The organism is Desulfonatronovibrio magnus, from assembly GCF_000934755.1.
Classification (GTDB): domain Bacteria; phylum Desulfobacterota; class Desulfovibrionia; order Desulfovibrionales; family Desulfonatronovibrionaceae; genus Desulfonatronovibrio; species Desulfonatronovibrio magnus.
This window is the reverse complement of sequence record NZ_JYNP01000005.1, coordinates 158,869-179,949: the sequence shown is the minus strand read 5'-3', so window position 1 is coordinate 179,949 and position 21,081 is coordinate 158,869. Positions and strand designations below refer to the sequence as shown.

The following is a 21,081-nucleotide window of genomic DNA, read 5'->3' as shown; positions in this document are numbered from 1 at the left end:
AGTTTCGGTAAATACAAGATTTGCTTGAGAACTTTTATCTGGAGAGTTCCCGAGAATATAACTTTTAGCCAAGGATTTTTATGAGTTCCAGTTTTAATATTGATGATTATGATATCGGACCGTTTTACGACGAAATGTTCCAGGCTTCAGGGCAGCCCAGGCCTGGCACAACTCTTCTGCTGGACAAGCTTTCAACTCTGTCTAAACAGGATATTCTTGCCAGACAGGCCGCTGCTGAAAAGGCATTTTTTGACCTCGGCATCACCTTTGCTGTTTACGGAGACACTCAAGGGACAGAAAAAATATTTCCTTTTGATATTATTCCCAGGGTAATTGGAAGCGATGAATGGCAAGTCTTGGAAAATGGCCTTAAACAGAGAATCTATGCTCTGAATCTTTTCCTTGATGATATCTATCATGACCGGAAAATAATCAGGGACAAGGCAGTTCCTGCTGATATTATTGATTCATCAGCTGCTTATTTTCCCGAATGCATGGGCCTTAACCCGCCGCGTGGCGTATGGTCGCACATCACTGGAACTGACCTGGTTCGCGATGAGCACGGCCTGTTTCATGTTCTGGAAGATAATCTTAGGTCGCCTTCCGGGGTGTCTTATGTACTTGCCAACCGGCAGATCCTGAAAAAAACCTTTTCCCAGGCCTTTAGCGAGTCAAATGTCAAGTCAGTAGACAACTATCCTTCTCTTTTGCTGGACATGCTCCATGCCATTGCTCCACAGGCAAATCCTGCACCCAATGTTGTTTTACTTACACCAGGGGTATTCAACTCTGCCTATTACGAACACTCATACCTGGCTCAGCAGACAGGAGCAACACTGGTTGAAGGCAAAGACCTTGTAGTGAATGATGGCCTGGTTTATATGCGCACCACTAAGGGACTCATCAGAGTAGATGTAATTTATCGGCGTATTGGTGAAGACTTTCTAGACCCAAAAGTTTTTCGCAAGGATTCCCTGCTTGGCGTGCCAGGGATTATGGAAGTGTACAAAAAGGGCAATGTGGCACTGGCTAACGCTCCGGGTACAGGTGTAGCTGACGATAAGGCAGTGTATGCCTATGTTCCGGACATCATAAAATATTACCTTGGTGAAGACCCCATAATTCCCAATATACCAACCTATATCTGCAGAGAAAAAAGCCAGCTTGATCATGTTCTTGAAAATTTAGACAAGCTGGTAGTCAAAGCTGCCAACGAATCCGGAGGGTATGGCATGTTAGTCGGCCCGGCCTCCACAAAAAAGGAACAGCAGGAATTTGCCTCCAAAATCCGCTCTGATCCGCGTAATTACATTGCCCAGCCCACCATATCCCTGTCTCGGTGTCCGGTGATTGTTGAAGACCATTTCGAGGGCAGACATGTAGATTTCAGGCCCTATGTTCTTTATGGGCAGGATATTGAGGTTATTCCGGGCGGCTTGACCAGAGTAGCCCTGAAAAAAGGATCTCTCGTTGTCAACTCATCCCAGGGTGGCGGGAGCAAAGATACATGGGTTTTAAGTCAATAATTTTCCAAAAAAGGACAAGTCTTTATGTTAAGCACTGATGCTGATGCTGTGTTCTGGATGAGCAGATACCTTGAAAGAACAGGAAATATCGCAAGATTTCTGGACGTCAACTGGCATATGACTCTTGATGTACCTGGTCAATACGGAGAACAATGGAAACCACTGGTCATCACTACTGGAGATAAAAACTTTTTCGAAACCAGGTATGCTGATGAAAACAAGGAAAATGTCATCTACTTTCTGACTGCAGATGATAATAATCCCAACTCAATCCTCTCCTGCCTCAGAATGGCCAGACATAACGCAATGTGCATCAGGGATATTATTCCCACAGAAATGTGGGAAGCAATTAATGTTTTCTATCATTATGTTCAGGATGCCTGTAGAGATCCCAAGCTGATCCTTAAGCAGCCTGACACTTTTTGTGCCGAAGTCAAATGGCGCAACCTGACCATTGGAGGCATAGCCTCGGACATAATGGGCCATGATGAAGCATGGCGCTTTTTTCGTATGGGCAGACTGTTAGAGCGGGCAGACAAAACATCCAGAATACTTGATGTAAAGTATTTCATGCTGCTGCCCACCATCAACCATGTGGGAACAACATTAGATACTGTCCAATGGACGGCCCTGCTCAAGGCCATCGGCGGATTTCAGGCGTTTCGCCATACGCATGGCCGGATCTTGCCAGAAAAGGTAGCTGAGTTTATGATTCTGGACCACGAATTTCCCCGCTCCGTCCTGTACTGCCTGACAGAAGCCCAGCACTGCCTTCATGATATCACCGGTACCCGCATTGGTTACTTCACTAACCCTGCCGAACTGCAACTTGGTCAGATATGTGCCGGGCTTTCCTACCATACCATTGATGAAATATTCGAACAGGGTCTGCATGAGTTTATTGATGATCTGCAAATGAGGCTCAACGTACTTGGCAAGGCAATTTTTGAAACTTTTTTTTCAAGGCTGCCAGCCATTGAGACTAACCAGCAGCAATAACCTGTTAAACCCCAAAAAATACTGATTTCCAGCACCGGTGGCCTGAGGAAGCATTACGCGTTGCTGAAAAGTCAATATATTCTTTTGTAACACTTCAGCGACACATTATTTTAGTTAGAAGCTCCTCCCCCGGGCGGCCCGGGACCGAACTTGTGAGTAACTAAAAATCAGCCTTAGCACGTTAGAGATTGCCGCGCTCGAAGACTCGCTCGCAATGACACCTGAGATGTCAGGGAAGTGGTTGCTGAAAACCTGTCACCCATCACCCACAAGTGAGCCTAAGCGACCGAAGCAATCTGTATGGTACAATCATAATGCTTTGAATTTATTACTAATTTGGCTTTAGTTATTAGAAGCTTACTTAAATGGAGAAATCACCATGACCTTTTGCCTCGGAATTACTGTCAGCGACGGACTGGTCGGAATTGCAGATACCAGGATCATGTCCGGAAACGAGCTGACTACAGCCCCAAAAGTTTCCTGTTACAGCTTTGAGAACGGCTACGGTGCATTCTTTATGATGACTTCAGGTCTGAGGTCTGTCCGGGACAAGGTGATGACCTATCTTGATGAGGCCATTTCCATGGCTGACGAGCCCTATGACCGAATGTACAAGGCAGCTAATGCTGTGTCGGAGCAGATCAGAAAGGTGGCCGGGGAAGACCGGGAGTACCTGGAGCGTAGCGGCCTGAACTTCAACATCCATGTCCTCATAGGAGGACAACTCAAAAACGATGCTGAACATCAGCTGTATCTAATATACCCTGAAGGCAACTGGGTCATTATTACCCATGGCACTCCTTTTCATATAATTGGCGAAAGCGGATACGGCAAACCTGTGCTGGATCGAACTCTTAAGTTCACTGACAATATCGGTTTTGCACTGAAAGTTGGATGTCTGGCATTTGATTCCACACGTATCAGTGCTTCTGACGTAGATTTTCCTGTAGATGTTGTTTTATACTATAAGGACAGCAACCAGCTTGTGGAGCATCGCTTTGAAAAATCAGACCTTGCTGAAATATCCACCTGGTGGCAGGAAAAACTGCGCTCACTTGTTCATGAACTACCTTCAGAATGGATTGATAACATTGCCGCAAAGCTGACAAAAGTACAAAAATCACAAATCCTGCAAGCCAAAAATCAAGGCAGAGTCATTTGATATTTACTGTTAACCATACCACCTTTTATCAATATTCCAAAAATGTTTTCCTTGAACCTCACACCTTGAGGCTTTTTCCCCGCTCTGATCCAGCCCAGAGTATTCTGGAACACAGGCTTAAGATTAACCCTGAACCTGCCGGCATGTCCAAAGCTCTTGATCTGTGGGGAAACTCATATGCTCAAGTATGGTTCAATGATCTGCATCACTCTTTGAAGATAGTTTCCATTTGCCGGGTTAAGACCCAGCGGCAAAATCCTTTTGACTATTTTCTTCCAGTAAATGCCAGAACCATACCTGTTCAGCTTAGCCCATTAGAAAAACTTGACCTCAAGTCATGTTTGCAAACCTTGTATCCAGACCACGTTGATCACTTAAATGAACTGCAGAAGCTAAGCAGACAATTTATTGAAGATAGCCGGGAGAGTGTTGCTGAGTTCCTGCTCAACCTCAATTCCTGGATATTCTCCGAGTTTCAAAGAGAGGAAAGGCAAGCTCCCGGTATTATTGCTCCCTGCACACTTTTGAACTCCAGAACAGGCTCATGCAGAGACTTATCGGTTTTGTTTATTGAAATATGTCGCAGTGCCGGAATCCCGGCCAGATTTGTCAGCGGATACCAGGAAGGTGACCCTGACCTGCCTCAGGCAGAACTCCATGCCTGGGCAGAGGTTTACCTGCCTGCCATTGGCTGGCGAGGATACGACCCAACTTACGGCCTGGCTGTGGCAGACCGGCACATTGCTCTGGCAGCTTCACCATGGCCTGAACAAACTATGCCGGTTAGCGGAAATATCCGGGGCACTGGCGCAACATCCACCATGACCCATGAGGTGGTTATGAGGAGCTTTGACAGTAATTGAAATCTCAGGCCGAAGTTTTTTTTAAAACAAATTTGTGTGAGAGTTTGCAGCAGAAAAAAGTAGTCATTGTCGGATGTGGACCTGGTTCTGAAGAATATCTTACTTATCAGGCCCAACAGGAAGTCCGCATGGCAGAAGTAGTTATTGGACCTCCCAGGCTGGTCCGTCTGTTTGCTGAAATTAACGGACAGGTCATTTACCCGGCCCAAAACATTGCTGACACCCTGAAGGACATTGAACAGCAGCTTCACAATAAAAAACGTACAACCGTCCTGGTCAGTGGAGACCCCGGATGCTTCAGCTTGAGCAGGATAATTACAGAACGACTTGGTCCGGAAAGATGCAGGGTCATTCCAGGCATCAGCTCAGTTCAGCTGGCAGCGGCCAGGCTTTGCTTAGACTGGAGTAGATCGCAGGTCTTAAGTGTTCATGGCAGGCCTGTTTCCACAATTGCCTCAAAAATCAACAGCAATAATCCACTATTTATTATGCTGGGAAATAATCTAAGTGAACTCGCTCCATTACTGGAAATGACAATGCGCAAAAAAAAGGTGTATCTTCTGCAGAATCTGGGAATGGAAAGTGAAGAAATCCATGAGCTTCGCTGTACTGAAGACTTTCATCAGAATATCTCAAGCGCTGCTCTGCTGGTAGTGAAGTAGCAGGACACTAATAATAGCTCACCTGGCTTAGAGCACCTTACGCTCGATATTCTCCGCCGCTTCTTCGTGATATTCTCCCATATTGTATACCCTTACCTTGGTGCTGCGGGGAAATTCTTTTTTCAGCAAAGTTTTGAATAATTTCTTAATTTTCTTGAAAGGTACATTGTCAAACCGTTCGTGAAAAAAGCCGTTTTCAATAATTAGATAGCTATCCTCATCTTTTTTGACAAAAAATACATATCGGTTGCGTTTGTAGGTTCGTACGTCTAAGTAGTGCCCAACGGGCATACTTGCGAGCCGTTCCAGCACAGCAGGAATAATATTGCTTTTGGAAATCATATCTTATAGCATACTAAACTTTACAACTATGTCAAGCTGGCTGGAACTTTGTATCAGGATAACTGAACCAGCCTTGCACTCTGTGCGAACTGTATGCTACTGACAGCAGAAAATGTGATAATAAATTTAAACTTGGTGAAGTCCCGTATATGTATACAGATTTTCATACTCATATTTTTCATCCCAAAATCGCTGACAAGGTGCTGGACCATCTCCAACTGCACTATGGAATTCAGCCCGTTGGCACAGGACTTACTGATGATCTGCTGATGCGTTTAGATATGTCCGGGATTAAAAGGGCTGTTGTTCTTACTGCCGCAACAACTCCTGACCAGGTCATCCCAGCCAACAACTGGTCCATGCACCTGAATAAAACCTACACTCAGCTGCAAGCTTTTGGTACTCTTCACCCTGGATTCAAAGACTGGGAAAATGAATTGGAGCGCTTAGAGCAAAACAGCATTATCGGCCTTAAATTTCATCCTGACTTCCAAGGCTATGATCTTGCTGATCCTTTATTGAGTCCTATATTCGAAGCTGTCGGAAACAGATTCATTCTTATGTTTCATGTGGGAGACAGACTTCCTCCGGATCAAAATCCATCCAGCCCAGGAAAACTTGCTGTCATCCGAAAAAACTTTCCTGACCTGGTAATAGTTGCCGCTCATCTTGGCGGATATCTGCATTGGGATCATGCCTTGCACTTTTTAGCAGGAACTGATGTATTCTTAGATACTTCCAGCAGTCTGCCTTTCATCTCTCGAGAGTTGCTAATGAAAATACTTAAAAAACATTCTTTGGAAAGGATACTTTTTGGAAGTGATTATCCGCTTTTTGATCCCGGAAAGGAAATAGAACTGCTCAACACTAAGGCCTGCCTGTCTTCAAAAGAACTTGAGACCGTGCTCAGCAACGGGGCGAGAATTTTAGAAAAATTTTAACTCCACTCCGGAAGCGCCACCCAGCGCTTCCGGAAGTGGAGAACCTGCCCGGAATTGATATACTCATTCCGGACCGGGAGGAGGGTCAGTCAGTTAGCTCACTCTACCTGCAGGCCTGAACAATCTGGCCAATGCCTGCTTACGGGTATAGCGTCTTGGCCCGGCGTCTGCCACAGCCCTGGGATGAAACTGCCTTGGCTGTTCGTGGAAGAGGTAAATCACTCGCACTGCATTGGGGTCGCCCAGCACTGCATTGGGGTAAACCTTTTTAACCTCTGCCAGCCTTTCTTCTGCCAGCTCTTTCATGTCGTCAAGGTCACCAAAGTTCATGGTGCCGGTAGGACAACTCTTAACACAGGCAGGTACTAATCCATTCATCACACGGTCATTGCACATATCGCACTTGGACATAATCAGGCTTTCTTCATTTTCCCTGGGAATATCATAAGGACATGAGTTGCGAATCTCGTCAAAGAATAGATTCTGAGTACGCTGAGTAAACAGAATTGCCCCTGTATTCCAGTCTTCCAAAATAGCCTTTTCATCATCCATGTCACCCACCATTTTACATGGAGGGCTAAGGCAATGCCTGCACTGGTCAGGAAAAAACAGCCAGTTTTTCAGTTTATCGTTTTCTTCGATTTCCTTCATGAATACCAGCTTATAGGTTATGAAGGACAGATCTCTGGGATTCTGGTGTGAGCCCCAGTTGCGGGTTTCCTCAGCCGGCAGCTTATGCCACTGCTTGCATGCAACCTGACATCCACGGCAGGCTGTGCATTTCGTAAGATCTATAAAAAATCCTTTTCCATCCATGTTTCACTCCTCCTTACTTTTTTCGCACATTTGCCATGAAGGCCTTGGTCTGGGGAATACTGGTATTGGGATCACCAACAGAAGGTGTAAGCAGGTTGGCTGAGTCACCTCCGTACTTTGGATGCACCCATCCATAATGAAAAGGCACTCCTATCTGATGAATGGTCTGTCCCATTACCTGGAAGGGTTTAACCCTTTTTGTGACTATGGCCACAGCCTCTATCTGGCCACGTACAGTTTCCACAATACACATATCACCGTTTTCAATACCCCGCAGCACTGCCAGTTCCGGACTCAACTCTACAAAGTTCTGCGGCTCAGCCTCAAGCAGCCAGGGTGTCCAGCGGGTCATCAATCCAGTCTGCCAGTGTTCTGTTACCCGGTATGTTGAGCAGACAAATGGATATCTCGGATCGCAACTTGCAATTTTATCCATCTCAAAAGTAAGCGCAGTGGGATTATGCAGCACACTGGAAAAAGGATGCTCTTCAAAAGGACATTCCAGCGGCTCATAATATTCCGGAAAAGGACCATCATTAAGGCCGGGTCCGAATATCTGCCCAAGTCCTTGAGGGCGCATGATAAAAGGATGTTTTTCACCTGGTTTCCATCCACCGTCAGGGACATCACCCTGCCACGCTGAACCATCCCAGGATACAACTGCTTTCTCAGGAGCATAGGGCTTACCAGTTGGGTCACACGATGCACGGTTATAAATGATTCTTCGATTAACAGGCCAGGCCCATGACCAATTGGGAAACAGTCCAATGTTAGCCTGCATGTCTGTCTGTGTTTTATCGCGTCTGGCAGCCATATTGCCCTGCTCTGTATAGGAACCGCAGTATATCCAGTTGCCGGAACAGGTGGACCCATCGTCCTGCAGCATGGCAAAACTTGGCACCTGAGTACCTGCTTTGTATACAGTATTGCCTATGGTGGTATCCTTCAGAAAGTAACCATTGATGAGCTTGGCAACTTTATGTGGATCAAAGTGTCCGGTGTCATCAACCCATTGTTTGGTATTAAGACTTAACAGTGGTTCCGGATACTGGCCTCCATCCCTGCGGTACAAAGTTTTCAGCCTTTCCGCCAGGGCATACATGATATCTCCATCATGCCAAGTGTTGCCCAGCGGTTTTGCAGCTTCATATCTCCATTGCATCCAGCGTCCTGAATTGGTAATGGAACCTTCCTTTTCCATAAATACAGCACACGGCAGGAAAAAGACTTCAGTGTCAATTTCCTCAGGGTTCATACCTGGTCCTTTCCAGAATGATGATGTTTCATTGTGGAATATATTGACAACAACCATCCAGTCCAGCTTGGTCATGGCTTCCCGGTTTTTATTGGAATCAGACAAGCATCCGGCAAGATTCTGGCCCCAGCACAGAAAGCCTTTAAGGTTACCCTTAAGCATTTCATCAAACATCACCAGAAATGATGCGTCCTGACCAACATCCAGTTTGGGCATGAATCTGTACGCCTGAGCAAGATCAGTCTCTGGATACATGGCCTTGAGCAGGCTGGCTATGTATTTAGGCCTGTTCTGCCACCAATTGGCACTTTTGGGATCATTGCTTTGAGGTGTGGTCGCCTTGTTGTAATCGCTTAGAGTGGGCATATTTGCCCGGGGAGCAGGATTATAGCCTGGGATGATATGATACAGCAGGGCCTGATCTGTAGAGCCCTGTACATTGGACTCACCGCGCAAGGCATTGACCCCGCCTCCAGCTACGCCCATGTTGCCCAGCAGAAGCTGCACAATACTCATGGTCCTGATAATCTGCACGCCTGTAGTATGCTGGGTCCAGCCCATGGCGTACATGATGGTTCCGGCCTTGTCAGGCTGTCTGGTTTCAGTATAGGCCTGATACACGCTAAGCAGTTCTTCTTTTGAAGTGCCTGTTACCTGGGAGACAGTCTCCAGATCATAACGCTCAAAATGTTTTTTCAGAAGATTAAAAACACATCGCTCATTTTTAAGAGAGTTGTCTCTTTTTGGCACACCCTTGCTGTCGGTGTCAAAAGCCCAGTATGACTTGTCGTAAGTAGATGTTCTGGGATCAAAACCTGAAAACAGTCCATCATTAAAGCTGAATTTTCGGCCTACAAGAAAAGATGCGTTAGTATAATTGACAACATAATCTTTGAAGTAGTGATCATTATCTAAGATATACTTAACCATGCCCCCCAAGAAGGCCAGGTCGGAGCCTGATCTTAGAGGTACATACAGATGTGACTGAGTTGTAGTCCTGGTATACCTTGGATCCACATGGATCAGCTTTGCACCCTTGTCTTTGGCCTTGAGCACCCACTTGAAAGATACAGGATGATTTTCAGCAGGATTACTGCCCATCATTAAAATACAGTCACTGTTTTTTAAGTCAATCCAGTGATTGGTCATTGCACCGCGTCCGAACGACTCTGCCAGAGCCGCAACTGTTGCGCTGTGTCAAATCCGCGCCTGGTGCTCAATATAAATTAGACCAAGAGATCTGAGCATGGCCTGGTATGGCCACAATTCTTCGTTATCCAAGGCTGCAGATCCAGCTGAAGCGATGCCGTTACAGCGATTAACTTCCTGGCCCTGATCATTTTTCTCAGTAAAAGTCTGGTCGCGGGTGTCTTTGATTTTTCTGGCAATGCGGTCAAGAGCCCAGTCCCAGGATTTTTCTTCCCATTTAGCGCTTTTGGGAGCTCTGTAAAGGACTGTGGTTACGCGCTGGTCATTTTCTGCCAATTGATAAACTGATGCACCTTTGGCGCAGAGCGTGCCTTCATTGATGGGATGGTCCGGGTCACCTTCTGTATTGATGATGCGTCCTGGACCTTCTTTTGCGGTGTGTACTATAAGCCCACAACCCACTGAACAGTAGCAGCAGATGGTGGTGCTTTCCTTGGCCCAGCTTATGGGCAGCAATTGAGCTTCGGCTTCCATGGGCTTAAGATTGAAGCCCAGTCCGCCAAATGCGGTTACAGCAGTGGCTGTAGCCGACAGTTGGATGAATTCTCTTCGGCCTAATTTCATACTTCCTCCTGCAAGTTGATAAAAATTAAGTTCCGTTGGTTTCCCTGCTGAGGTGCATGAGCAGATCAAAACCCCAGGGGGAAAACTCCATTTCTAAGTGTGCCTTGTTCTCGACGGCTACTCGAACCAGACTTATCTGCCCAGCGGTCAGAACTGCCGGGGTCATATCAAAGCCAAGTCCGAAAAAAGGCAGTAATGGGTTGTGCATAGTAATAACCTTATGCGTTTGGGTGATGGTTTTACAAAACCAGACCAGGCCATGTTCAACGTTTAAAATACCTTGAGGCAATATAACGGAAAACTTGCCTTCAAGCCTTCCTGCCTGTCTCTTATTGTAACTGATGAGTGAGCTGGGGGGAAATGTCAAAATATTTTTTTTATTCAAGATCTGGCACAAACTCACATAGATGGGCACACAGCACAGGAAACATATCCAGAGTGCGATGATTGAATCTGAACTCAAGCTCTTTCAGGTAAAGCAGAAACCTCAAGGGGTTGACCGTCCTGAACCTTTCAAGCTTGGGCTTGGAATAGGCCCAGAACCATCGGTCTGTTTCAATGGGTAGCTTGTCCGATAGTTTCCCTTTTTTATGCCTTGCCATCAACCCGTCATCCCAGGCTACCAAGCTTAAATACTTCTTGTAGGGAGCAGTATAGACAATGCGCCCCATATGCCTTGTCTGCAAGTGAAAGTTCAGCTTGAAATGCAGCAGTGTCTCAAGATCGATATCCCAGAGAAAATCTATATATACCTTGTCCTGCAGGGGCAGGATACCCAGAACCGGAGAAGGGATGGCTGGAGAGGACTCTCCGCGAAGAAGGGACACAAGATTAAAGTTACGGATGATGAGCGGACCATCCAAGGATCCTGCGAGAAGAGAAAGTCGTGAGATATTGAGTGTTTTGCGGATGGAGTTATAGCTCAAGTTCAGCTGAGAAGACATCATCTCAGGATCCACTTCAAGCTCAAACAGCTTGATAAATCTGAGCCATTGTCTTGGGGAGAGCCTGGCAAAATTCAAAAATCTGCGACTGAAGTCGTGAAAAGTGTATCCGCACTTGGAACAGCGTCGTCTGCCAGACTCCAAACTGTAAACCTTTCGACAGGAGCATCTGGGGCAATATCTCTGGTGGTTTTTCCAGCAAAATTTCAACAAAAATTTTTTTGCTGAATTATGCGATTTTATTAAATGTTCATAGGTATTTAGCTTCATGCATCAATACATGTTCCAGTGTCAGATCTTGAGTTGGGCGGACTAATCATCTGTTCATCAGTAATATTTTGTTCTTTGCATGCAGATATATGTCCCAGACTATACCATAGTCTGCCAGAAAAACCAGGTCGTAACTCCCGTAATGACAATTACCAGTGAAATATAGGCTTTTTTTACCCGCAAGGCAGCAAGAGCGCTGATAGCTGCCAGAAGTATCAGGTGTGGCCAGGCCAGAGCTTCATCCATGGGTAAAAGTGCGATCCCTCTGTCAATAATCAGGAACATTACGTACATGCCTGTGATGCCGACCAAAAGATAAAGGCAGAACATTTGAAGCAGAGCCTTGCCGATCATGATGCCAGGCTTATAGCGTGCCGCAGTTTTCCTGCTCTGCTGCAAAATGATATTATAGTTTCTATTCTGGGTTATTCTATGCGCGCTTTCCAACCATGAACAAAAATATGCTACAGGAATAGTAATGACCATGATGGGAAAAATCTGTGAAGTGTGGCTAAGACCAAAGGTTTGAACCATGAGGATAGTTGAGACAGTACAAAACAGGGAGTTGGGAGGGATAAAAGTGCCGGTTGGAATTCTGTCCAGCCAGAGGAGCTCGAAAAAAACAGCGATGTACATGGCCGGAAAGATATCACCAGTAAGGATGGAAATCAGGAAACCAGCCACCAGCGGCCTGTCCAGCAAACCAAGATACAGACTGAGCCTGGTCAGGGAAAGCAGGGCAAAAAAAAACTGCCAGCCATGATGACCCAATGAATGCTGACTGCCTGAACATCTACCATTGATCTACCTGAATATGCTTATGTGGCACACAACGAAAATCTAAGCCCACGCCTTTTCTGGAAAAAAAATTCAAACAGGAACAATCATCCTTACTGAGAGCAATGTGTGCACACACCTGTTTTTTGCCTGGACCATAGTGGATATTTCCAATATTCAAAGAATCAAACACAAGACCCTTTTCAAAGGCCTGCCTGGCATCGGAACATCTGGCAAAAAGCACAAAAACAGATGAAAGCCTGTTTTTAAACTTTTTACGCACCACCTCTACACACTCATTAACAGGACTGAAAAAAATTTCAATGCCACTTGGCACAGCCAGTCCCATGATTTCCTGTCTGATAACATCCGAGGCCAGTTCATCGTTGACAACCAGCAGGTTCTTGCTGCCTGCAAAAGGAAGCCAGGTTTCAATAACCTGACCATGAATCAGGCGATTATCAACTCTTACCCAGAACATAAATTTTATGCCTTTTTCTGCGTGTCAGGAATTTTTCGTTTCAGCACTTCTCCTGCAACGAGAATGCCCTGCTTGCCTGCACCTTTTATTTCCTGAGCCAGATCTTCAATTTTCTTTGTCCTGCCGCCGAGAGCCTTTAAAAGCATTGGCAGGTTGACCCCGGTTATGACTTCAATACTGCCGGGATTTAAAAGGGAAAGACTTATGTTAGTGGGAGTCCCACCAAACATATCTGTCAGAATCAAAACGCCTTGCCCCTGATCCATCTCAGCCACCCTGGACTTGAGCTCTTCAATGATTTCATTCATTGGACGGGTGACATCCACTCCCAGAAAATGACAATTGTCATCATCTCCCATGATCATGGAAGCCGCGTTCAAGAGACTCTGGCCGAAATCCCCATGAGTAACAACAATAATTCCAATCATATATAACCCTGCGTTCAGACCATTATCTGAACTGTCGCGTTCATCCCAGATTAAAGTGTCGATGTTCTGTTGAAATCAGGTACCCCTGATCTTTTAAAAAAGCTGCTATCCGTTCGACTACTGCAACCGACCTGTGACGTCCTCCGGTGCATCCGAAGGCCATGGTCAGACGATAGCGGCCTTCATCCACAAACATGGGTACGAGAAAGGACAGGTAGTCTGTAGTTCTCAATATAAATCGTGCACCAGCACCTTGACTTAGAACATAATCGGCTATGACCTTGTCCTTTCCGGACAAGGGCCGGAGGTCAGTATCAAAATAGGGATTGGGTAAAAACCTGAGGTCAAAGACCATGTCTGCTTCAGAAGGTACCCCGTATTTGAATCCAAAAGAAATCAAGTGAATGCGCATACCTGCAAAGGATTGATCAAAGTACTCCCATTTTTCCTGAATAGTTCTTCTGAGATCATGAATTGAAAATCCGGAAGTATCCACCACAAGATGGGCATCACCGCGAATGGCATTTAGAATTGCCTTTTCCATCTCCAAAGCCTGATCAAGGCCGTAACTGCCTGATTCTAAGGGATGGGGGCGCCTCGTGGTGGCATATCTGCGCACCAGAATATCCTCCGAGGCTTCAAGGAAAATTATCTGCGTACATAAATTTACACCTGAAAGCCGCTCCCTGACCTTTATCCATTCCTCAGCAAAATCAGGCTGCCGCAAATCCATGCCCAGGGCCAGACCACGATAGTTTTTAGGGTTCTCACCGGCAAAAAGGTTCAGAACAGAAGGCACAAGACTGACGGGCAAGCCGTCAACAGTAAAAAAACCCAGATCCTCAAACACATTAAGAGCTGTACTTTTGCCTGCACCGGAAAGCCCTGTGACAATAATCAGCGGGTAGCAACCACTACCCGCTGATTCTGCTGTCTGAGATCTCAACGTCTGGTTATCAGATTCCATAAATCATCCCTGTCTGAGGCACTCATAAATGACTCCTTAAAAGACTGATCCTGAAGAAGCCTGGAAATATAGGCAAGTATCTTCAGGTGCTTGCCTGCACTTTTCTCCGGAGCAAGTACCAGAAAAAAAATATTGACCAGCTTGTGATCAAGGGAAGCAAAATCAACCCCTTGCAAACTTCTGCCCACCACAAGAAGCACTTTGTCCAGGTTGTCAAGCTTTCCATGGGGTATGGCTACTGCATCTCCAATACCGGTGGTACCAAGATTTTCTCGAAACAGCAAAACCTCAAAAATCTTCTGCTTATCCAGAAAGGGGTAAGCTGCCGTTAAGGGGCTGATAAGCTCAGCCAGAACTTCGGTTTTGGTTGCTGAAGCCAGGTCGGCAATAATCTGGTCTTTATCTAAATACTCAGTAAGGTTCATAAGTTACATGCCCGGATCAATAAACCCGAAGTCTCCATTCTTTCTTCTATAGACGACATTGATACGTTCAGTTTCAGCATTGAGAAATACAAGAAAATCATAATTTAAGCTTTCCAACTGCATGGCAGCCTCTTCGAGATCCATAGGCTTGGGTTCATAATGGTCAGTGGCCACAATTCTTGGCTCGCGTTTACCACTGTCAACAGGCCCGAAATTGATGATGTCCATCCTGACCTGTTTTTCCCTGGCTTTTTTCTTTTTGTCCTTTACTTTTTCCCGCTGTTTTCTAAGCTGGGCTTCCACCTTGTCCAGACTTAAATCCACCGTTGAATACATGTCCTCAGTTTCTTCTGTAGCTGATATATGCATGTCCTTGCCAGTTAGAATGACCTCAGCTATGTGACGAAATTTTTCCACCTCCAGATTAACCTGAAGTTCTGCAGCATCGTTTTCATTAAGATATTTTGAAAGCTTTTCATATCTCTCCTGAGCATACTTTTTGAGATGTTCAGAAGGCTCAAAGTTTTTGAAGTTGAATTTGATCTGCATGCTGATCCTCCTTTGAGATATCAAGTTGTGTATTGGTTGTATCAGTTATTATGATTTGGTAATCGTTCAGCCTTTTGTATGGAGGCAGGGGGCAGGCACTCCGGGCCCCACTTGAGCAGGAATGTCCAGATTCCTGAATATTCCGCCTTCAGCCTGAAAAGTCCAGTTAAAGACAATAAAGAAGACATTTTTTTAAAAACCAGGCATCGGTTCTCAAAAAGGCTGCCTATTAATTTGCCGCCTGCCTTGTTAAGCAGACGTAGTCTCCGTCGCAGACGGGTTTAACTGGGTTCCCCGGCAAATGAAAAAACATCTTTTTTTCCTTTGCGCCCTTTGCCTGCCCGGTTAAACATCGCTGAAAGCGTTCCTGCGCAGCAGGGTTTAACTGGGCGTCTTGAGTGAGTCTTTTTACCCAGTTGAATACACAAAGTGTAGGCTCAGCCATTCAACAGGGGCGAACGGGCGGTTAAAAAATCTGTAATAGTTTAGCCCTTTTCTAAGGAAAGCAGGGGACAGGCACCCCAACCCTTGTTTTTTGTTGATGTAAAACACAGACTTAATAAAACAAGGGCTGGGAGAGCCAGTCCACGTGCCACATGCAAATGGCTAAACTGTTACAAAAATCTTTTTTTGTGTTGCGGGCAAAGCCCGCATTAGAAAAAGGTGAACTCCGTCTCAATTCACATATATCAGTAAATGATCAGAAAAATTTTTTTCTTTTGGAGGACGAAGGTATCTTCAATGCAGCCCTGTACTTGGCCACAGTTCTCCTGGCAATATTGACCTCAAGCTGTTCTTTTAACGCATTGGCAATCACGTCGTCACTTAAAGGTTTTTTGGGGTCTTCTTCGGCGACCATCTTTTTTATGGCCGCTTTGACACTTTCAGACCCTACCACACCACCACTGTCCATGCTTAAAGAGCTGTTGAAAAAAAACTTGAGCTCAAAAACACCAAAGGGCGTTGAGACAAATTTATTGGTGGTAATCCGACTGACTGTTGACTCGTGCATATTAATATCTTCTGCCACTTCACGCAAAATAAGCGGCTTGAGCCTGGCAACGCCAAGTTCAAAAAACTCTCTTTGAAACTTGAGGATGCTCTCCATTACCTTGTACAATGTTCGTTGTCTCTGATGCAGGCTTTTCATCAGCCATATGGCAGAACGGGTTTTTTCCTGAATGTACTCGTTATCCTTTTTATTCTTATCGGTTTTTTCCAGCGAATCCTGATAAAGTGTGCTCAGTTGAATGGGGGGAATTCCATCTTCATTGAGCACGATGGCAAAATCCTCTTCATACTTGTAAACATAGATATCCGGGCTAACATAGACAATGTCCTCACTTCCGTAGCTTGCCCCCGGGTAAGGATCAAGGCTTTGCAAAATTTCTATACATTCCTTGAGGTAGTCCTTGCTTATCTTAAACTTCTTTAGAAGAGGAACAAAACGATTTTTTTCAATATCTTCAAGGTGTTCCGTGACCAGCTCAGTTATAATTGGTCCTGTTTCATTAAGGGCCCTGAGTTGAGTCAACAGGCACTCGCGCAACGTTCTGGAGGCAATGCCCACAGGGTCAAAATTCTGAACCTTGCTCAAAACTGATTCAACCTTGTCTTCTGTCAGATTCAGCGACTGGGCCAGTTCAGCTGTATCGGTCTTCAGGTAACCCTTTGAATCGATGTTTCCAATAATCTCTTCGCCTATCCTGATTTCTTCTGCAGTCAAATTCTGCAGATAAAGCTGCCAGGTAAGATGACCTTCCAAGGATGGCTTGGAAGAATACCTGGCTTCAAAACTCTGCATCTCCTCGGGAACTTCCCACTCCCTGGAACCAGCCTGTTTTGATGTGCTTGAAAAATGTCCGAGATAATCTTCCCAGTCAGCATTGTTGATCATTTCCTTTTCTTCGGCTGTCAACTTTTCTTTTACTTCTTTTCTGTCACGGGCCTCTCTTTCGCGATCCTCATCAGCGGCAGGCTGCAGCTCTTCAAGAAGCGGATTTTCAAGAAGTTCCTGCTGGACCACCTCAAGAAGCTCCAGCCTGGACATCTGCAACAATTTAATGGCCTGCTGCAGTTGGGGAGTCATCACCAGCTGCTGGGTCAGTTTAAGATTCTGTCTCAGTTCCAGGGACATAGTATTATTCCGTTAAGTCTGTTATCCATAATTAGGTATCTGTTCACACCACATTACTCTACTTTCAGATAAAGCCTGCATCCTGATTTGTTTTGGCCATTGCAGTTTGTTTGACCAGCCCTGAGCCCGTTAGTCAAAACCATGAACAGGGAAAACCTCTGGATTGTTTGAAACAATTAATGGTTTTGACTTACGGGCTAATGCTGGGAGTTTGCAGCAAAAGAAAACAAATCAGGATGCAGGCTCACCTCTCAGCATGGTGAATAGTTACAGTCTGATTTTATATATCAACAAAAAACAGGGACTGGGTGCCTGCCCACTGCTTTCTTATAAAAAGGGTATCTGTTTAGCGCTTTTAAGGAAAGCAGGGGACAGGCACTCCAGGACCCACTTGAGCATCAATTTGTGCTCAAAATGACTCATTTTTGGGACAAGTGGGTCCTGGAAGAGCCAGCCCCCCACCGGGCTGTATGCCTCCGGGCAGGAAGCCTTGCCACATCCAAAGCGCTAAACAGATACAAAAAAAAAAAATCCTAAACTGTTACATTTTCAAAGGATTTGAAAAATGCCTGAAAGCAGCGAATCAGCTTACCATACGGGAAAACATGACAAACTTACAAGCAAAAAGATTCACCAAGGTAGACTGCCCTTGCCCTGGTGTCATTGATAATCTCCTGAGGCGTCCCATCGAGTATAACTTGTCCGTCATATACAATGGAGGCTCTATCACAGATCCGCAGGGTTTCCCGCACGTTATGATCTGATATCAGCACTCCTATTTCTTTTTCCCTGAGCTTGAGAATGATTTTCTGAATATCATCCACAGCAATAGGATCAATACCGGCAAAAGGCTCGTCAAGCAGTATAAATCTCGGATCCTTGATCAGGGCTCTGGCAATCTCCAGACGTCTGCGCTCCCCCCCGGACAGAAAGGATGCTTTCTGGTGAGCCAGCTTGGATATGCCAAGCTCATCCATAAGCTGATCAGCTTTTTGCAGTCTGTGCTTTTTGCTTTTATGTGTATATTCCAGGATAAGCATCAGATTTTCAAAAACTGTCAGATTTTTGAAAATTGAACTTTCCTGGGGCAGATAACTGATGCCCAGACCAGCTCTACTGGGCAGCGACAACCCGGTAATATCCTGCTTGTCGAGAGATACGCCACCTTTGGTTGGCGTTATAATGCCCACCAGCATGTAAAAGGTCGTGGTCTTGCCGGCACCGTTGGGCCCAAGCAGCCCAGCCACCTCTCCCTGCCTGATATCTAAGGATATACCCTTGACCACAAGCTTTTTACCGTATCGCTTATAAACGTCAATGGCTTTAAAGCTGTTCACCCCTGGTTTATTCCTGCTGCTCGCTTTCTGAATAAAAAATTACTCTGACTCTTCTATCGGGTCCGCCCAGGACCTCGGAAGTATTTTCCAGCATGTTGATAAGAACAATCTCACCCTCAACCCGATTCTTGTCCTCCATAAGGACTGGGTTTCCTTCTAAGGTTGCCTGGCCAGTGTCAGGATTATATGTGAGCAACTCACCTTTACCCTCTCTGTTCATGCTCTTGATGCGCACATTGCCCCTGGCAATTATTTTTTCAATTTTATCCTGCTGATCAGCCTCATCCTGCTCTGCATTCTGCGGCTTTATATGTACATGCAGCTGATCAGACCAAAGCTCAAGCTCTGCCCTGATAACATGAACATTGCCGGAAAAGATTACAATATTATCGTGTCCGGTATAAGTCATCTTGTCAGACGTAATATCTGTAATCTGATCCTGAAGCCTGTTTTCAGCAAGAGCAGGAGCAAACGCCCACAATAACGAACAAAAAATAATTGTCAGGATTTTCATCAATTCACTGTCCTGTTTTGAAGCAGGGTTTTTACACCCCCAAGGGCCTCTAATCTGTCCTCATTTAAATAAAATCTGGCTTCCGGGCTGTTGAGGGCCATTCCATTGCCCACAAAAGTCACGCCTTCACGGAGAAGAATAAAATCCTCCTCTCCCATGTATGACGCTCTGCCGGACTCAATTATCAAACCACCATAATCCGCTCTGACATCAGGCCATAAATGCACCATATTTTCTGTTTGCAAAGCCTGGCCATGGGAAGCTGTGATCACTACAGGAGCAGAGTCTTCTTCAGTGTAATAGGTAATGACTGGATTATAAAGGACAAAAAGATCATCCTCACGCACAAAGCCTGCATTGTCAGAAATCACTTTCCATGTCTGGCGGCCATCCCTGCCCTTGGTCATAGTAAAATCACGGATATTCATATCTACTTCCATTTCAACATTCAGGTCGGTTAAACCCGGTCCAGGGCTTGTATGCCAGAAGGTAATGAACAGAAAAGATAAAACAGCCGCACTGAAAAATAATGGAGCAAATTTTTTAATCATCAAACTGCCACTTCTGCCATTGCTCCTCTCTCAGTCCACGAGCCTCCAGAATCAGCATAATTGCCTCACGCACAGCACCATATCCGCCAGACTTTTCAGTTACCATGCGGGCAATATTCTTGATCTCCGGTTGCGCATTGGCCACTGCCATGGGCACGCCTACCTTGAGCATGGGTCCGGCGTCCACCCAGTCATCCCCGAGATAGGCCATTTCATCAAGACCATACCCGGAATCTTCGGCAAGCCTCTTTAAGAGGGGCACTTTATTTATATGACCGTGAAAATAGTGAGTGATGCCCAGCTCAGTTACTCTGGACTCAACAGCCGCGGATGAAAGTCCGGTTATAACTGCTATTTCAAGCCCTGCTGCCTGGGCTGCCTTTATTCCCAGGCCATCCTGAACATTAAATCTCTTCATGATACGGCCCTGGCTGTCGTAATACAACCCACCATCTGTCATGACTCCGTCAACGTCAAGGATCAGCATTCTAATCCGGGAAAAAGCAAGTTTGAGAGCATCATTCATTAACAGCCTTCCTGATTTTCAGAAGAGTTTGTACAAGGGGTTTGAGCTGGTCCAGAGGCCATGAATTTGGTCCGTCACACAATGCCCTTTCAGGGTCTGGGTGAACTTCCATGAAAATGCCGTCAGCTCCGGCAGCCACTGCCGCCCTGGCCATCAAAGGCACAAATTCCCGCTGCCCCCCCGAAGACGTGCCCTTCCCTCCGGGAAGCTGCACAGAATGCGTAGCATCAAAAATTACCGGATGCCCCAACTCCTTCATAACAGGCAAAGACCGGAAGTCAACCACAAGGTTGTTGTAGCCAAAAGAAGTGCCTCTTTCAGTAATCCATATTCTGGCGCTGCTGCTGCGCTGTCTGATTTTGGAGACAGCCTGATGCATATCCCAGGGAGCAAGAAACTGTCCCTTTTTAATATTAACGATTCTCCCGGTATCAGCAGCTGCCAGTAAAAGATCAGTCTGCCTGCAGAGAAAAGCCGGAATCTGGATAACATCCGCCACTTCTGCAATTGATGCAGCCTGCTCTGGATGATGAATGTCCGTCAGGACAGGCAGGCCGGTCATTTCTTTAACCCGCTGCAGCCATTCCAACCCCTGTCCTAAGCCCGGACCACGAAAACTTTCTGCAGAAGTACGGTTGGCCTTGTCAAATGAGCTTTTAAAAAAAACCTGAATTTTCAGCTCCTGGGCCACCTCTAAGATTTTATGAGCAATATCTGAGGCAAAATCAGCCCCTTCTAAAACACAAGGTCCAAGGATAAAAAATAATTGATTCCCGCTCTGCCTGCCGTGGGTTGAAACAGAGCAATCGGTATTTTTTGGATCTGTTTGCACAATT

Annotated in this window: 23 protein-coding genes; 6 read left to right on the top strand and 17 right to left on the bottom strand. The window is 45.7% G+C overall.

The window, feature by feature from the left end; translation table 11 throughout:
• Positions 1-80 precede the first annotated feature (80 nt).
• The 5 genes from LZ23_RS00905 to cbiE all read left to right on the top strand — a co-directional run bounded on the left by LZ23_RS00905 (position 81) and on the right by cbiE (position 5,212).
• Positions 81-1,526 carry a circularly permuted type 2 ATP-grasp protein gene (locus LZ23_RS00905; protein ID WP_045210739.1) on the top strand — a complete coding sequence of 482 codons (1,446 nt, stop codon included), beginning with the start codon at positions 81-83 and terminating at the stop codon, positions 1,524-1,526.
• Positions 1,527-1,550: 24 nt separating this feature from the next.
• Complete coding sequence (locus LZ23_RS00900; RefSeq protein ID WP_045210737.1) at positions 1,551-2,525, top strand: alpha-E domain-containing protein; 975 nt, start codon at positions 1,551-1,553, stop codon at positions 2,523-2,525.
• A 379-nt stretch (positions 2,526-2,904) separates the two neighbouring features.
• On the top strand, positions 2,905-3,687 hold the full coding sequence (locus tag LZ23_RS00895) for a proteasome-type protease (RefSeq protein ID WP_045210735.1): 783 nt from the start codon (positions 2,905-2,907) through the stop codon (positions 3,685-3,687).
• The gene (locus tag LZ23_RS00890; RefSeq protein ID WP_045210733.1) at positions 3,684-4,550 is read left to right on the top strand and encodes a transglutaminase family protein; all 867 of its coding nucleotides are present in this window, start codon (positions 3,684-3,686) and stop codon (positions 4,548-4,550) included. The genes LZ23_RS00895 and LZ23_RS00890 overlap by 4 nt, the downstream gene beginning before the upstream one ends.
• Before the next feature lie 44 nt (positions 4,551-4,594).
• Complete coding sequence (gene cbiE / locus LZ23_RS00885) at positions 4,595-5,212, top strand: precorrin-6y C5,15-methyltransferase (decarboxylating) subunit CbiE (protein WP_198145868.1); 618 nt, start codon at positions 4,595-4,597, stop codon at positions 5,210-5,212.
• A 27-nt stretch (positions 5,213-5,239) separates the two neighbouring features.
• Here cbiE and LZ23_RS00880 read toward each other — a convergent pair whose 3' ends face one another.
• A complete protein-coding gene (locus LZ23_RS00880; protein WP_045210730.1) occupies positions 5,240-5,554 on the bottom strand; it encodes a hypothetical protein in 315 nt (104 codons plus the stop codon).
• 149 nt (positions 5,555-5,703) lie between these two features.
• On the opposite strand from LZ23_RS00880, the gene LZ23_RS00875 reads away from it, so the two are divergent.
• Positions 5,704-6,495, top strand: a complete 792-nt coding sequence (locus LZ23_RS00875) for an amidohydrolase family protein (protein WP_045210729.1) — start codon at positions 5,704-5,706, stop codon at positions 6,493-6,495.
• Between the two features lie 93 nt (positions 6,496-6,588).
• Here the strand turns inward: LZ23_RS00875 and LZ23_RS00870 are convergent, their stop codons facing one another.
• From LZ23_RS00870 to kdsA, 16 genes are all read right to left on the bottom strand, one after another.
• Positions 6,589-7,311, bottom strand: coding sequence for a 4Fe-4S dicluster domain-containing protein (locus LZ23_RS00870; protein WP_045210728.1), 723 nt, complete (start codon positions 7,309-7,311; stop codon positions 6,589-6,591).
• A gap of 13 nt (positions 7,312-7,324) precedes the next feature.
• Positions 7,325-10,339 (bottom strand): formate dehydrogenase-N subunit alpha, encoded by a 3,015-nt coding sequence (gene fdnG, locus LZ23_RS00865; protein WP_084590835.1) that lies wholly within the window; start codon positions 10,337-10,339, stop codon positions 7,325-7,327.
• Between the two features lie 25 nt (positions 10,340-10,364).
• A complete protein-coding gene (locus tag LZ23_RS00855; RefSeq protein WP_157493062.1) occupies positions 10,365-10,724 on the bottom strand; it encodes a hypothetical protein in 360 nt (119 codons plus the stop codon).
• Positions 10,717-11,553 carry a transposase gene (locus LZ23_RS00850; protein WP_045210723.1) on the bottom strand — a complete coding sequence of 279 codons (837 nt, stop codon included), beginning with the start codon at positions 11,551-11,553 and terminating at the stop codon, positions 10,717-10,719. Before LZ23_RS00850 ends, LZ23_RS00855 begins: the two co-directional genes overlap by 8 nt.
• Before the next feature lie 99 nt (positions 11,554-11,652).
• A complete protein-coding gene (locus LZ23_RS00845; RefSeq protein WP_045210721.1) occupies positions 11,653-12,324 on the bottom strand; it encodes a PTS sugar transporter subunit IIC in 672 nt (223 codons plus the stop codon).
• Positions 12,325-12,346: 22 nt separating this feature from the next.
• Positions 12,347-12,811 carry a PTS sugar transporter subunit IIB gene (locus LZ23_RS00840; protein WP_045210720.1) on the bottom strand — a complete coding sequence of 155 codons (465 nt, stop codon included), beginning with the start codon at positions 12,809-12,811 and terminating at the stop codon, positions 12,347-12,349.
• A gap of 5 nt (positions 12,812-12,816) precedes the next feature.
• Positions 12,817-13,239, bottom strand: coding sequence for a PTS sugar transporter subunit IIA (locus LZ23_RS00835; RefSeq protein WP_045210718.1), 423 nt, complete (start codon positions 13,237-13,239; stop codon positions 12,817-12,819).
• Positions 13,240-13,279: 40 nt separating this feature from the next.
• Complete coding sequence (gene rapZ, locus LZ23_RS00830) at positions 13,280-14,206, bottom strand: RNase adapter RapZ (RefSeq protein ID WP_084590833.1); 927 nt, start codon at positions 14,204-14,206, stop codon at positions 13,280-13,282.
• On the bottom strand, positions 14,182-14,631 hold the full coding sequence (locus tag LZ23_RS00825; RefSeq protein ID WP_045210716.1) for a PTS sugar transporter subunit IIA: 450 nt from the start codon (positions 14,629-14,631) through the stop codon (positions 14,182-14,184). The genes rapZ and LZ23_RS00825 overlap by 25 nt, the downstream gene beginning before the upstream one ends.
• Before the next feature lie 3 nt (positions 14,632-14,634).
• Positions 14,635-15,180: a ribosome hibernation-promoting factor, HPF/YfiA family gene (gene hpf, locus LZ23_RS00820; RefSeq protein ID WP_045210715.1), complete on the bottom strand. Its 546-nt coding sequence runs from the start codon at positions 15,178-15,180 to the stop codon at positions 14,635-14,637.
• A gap of 700 nt (positions 15,181-15,880) precedes the next feature.
• Positions 15,881-17,317 carry an RNA polymerase factor sigma-54 gene (rpoN, locus tag LZ23_RS00810; RefSeq protein ID WP_045210712.1) on the bottom strand — a complete coding sequence of 479 codons (1,437 nt, stop codon included), beginning with the start codon at positions 17,315-17,317 and terminating at the stop codon, positions 15,881-15,883.
• Between the two features lie 614 nt (positions 17,318-17,931).
• Positions 17,932-18,654 carry an LPS export ABC transporter ATP-binding protein gene (lptB, locus tag LZ23_RS00800; protein ID WP_045210708.1) on the bottom strand — a complete coding sequence of 241 codons (723 nt, stop codon included), beginning with the start codon at positions 18,652-18,654 and terminating at the stop codon, positions 17,932-17,934.
• A gap of 7 nt (positions 18,655-18,661) precedes the next feature.
• Positions 18,662-19,168, bottom strand: a complete 507-nt coding sequence (locus tag LZ23_RS00795) for an LptA/OstA family protein (protein WP_045210706.1) — start codon at positions 19,166-19,168, stop codon at positions 18,662-18,664.
• Positions 19,168-19,719, bottom strand: a complete 552-nt coding sequence (gene lptC / locus LZ23_RS00790) for an LPS export ABC transporter periplasmic protein LptC (RefSeq protein WP_045210704.1) — start codon at positions 19,717-19,719, stop codon at positions 19,168-19,170. Before lptC ends, LZ23_RS00795 begins: the two co-directional genes overlap by 1 nt.
• Positions 19,712-20,245: a KdsC family phosphatase gene (locus LZ23_RS00785; protein WP_045210702.1), complete on the bottom strand. Its 534-nt coding sequence runs from the start codon at positions 20,243-20,245 to the stop codon at positions 19,712-19,714. Before LZ23_RS00785 ends, lptC begins: the two co-directional genes overlap by 8 nt.
• The gene (gene kdsA / locus LZ23_RS00780; protein WP_045210701.1) at positions 20,238-21,077 is read right to left on the bottom strand and encodes a 3-deoxy-8-phosphooctulonate synthase; all 840 of its coding nucleotides are present in this window, start codon (positions 21,075-21,077) and stop codon (positions 20,238-20,240) included. Before kdsA ends, LZ23_RS00785 begins: the two co-directional genes overlap by 8 nt.
• Positions 21,078-21,081 lie beyond the last annotated feature (4 nt).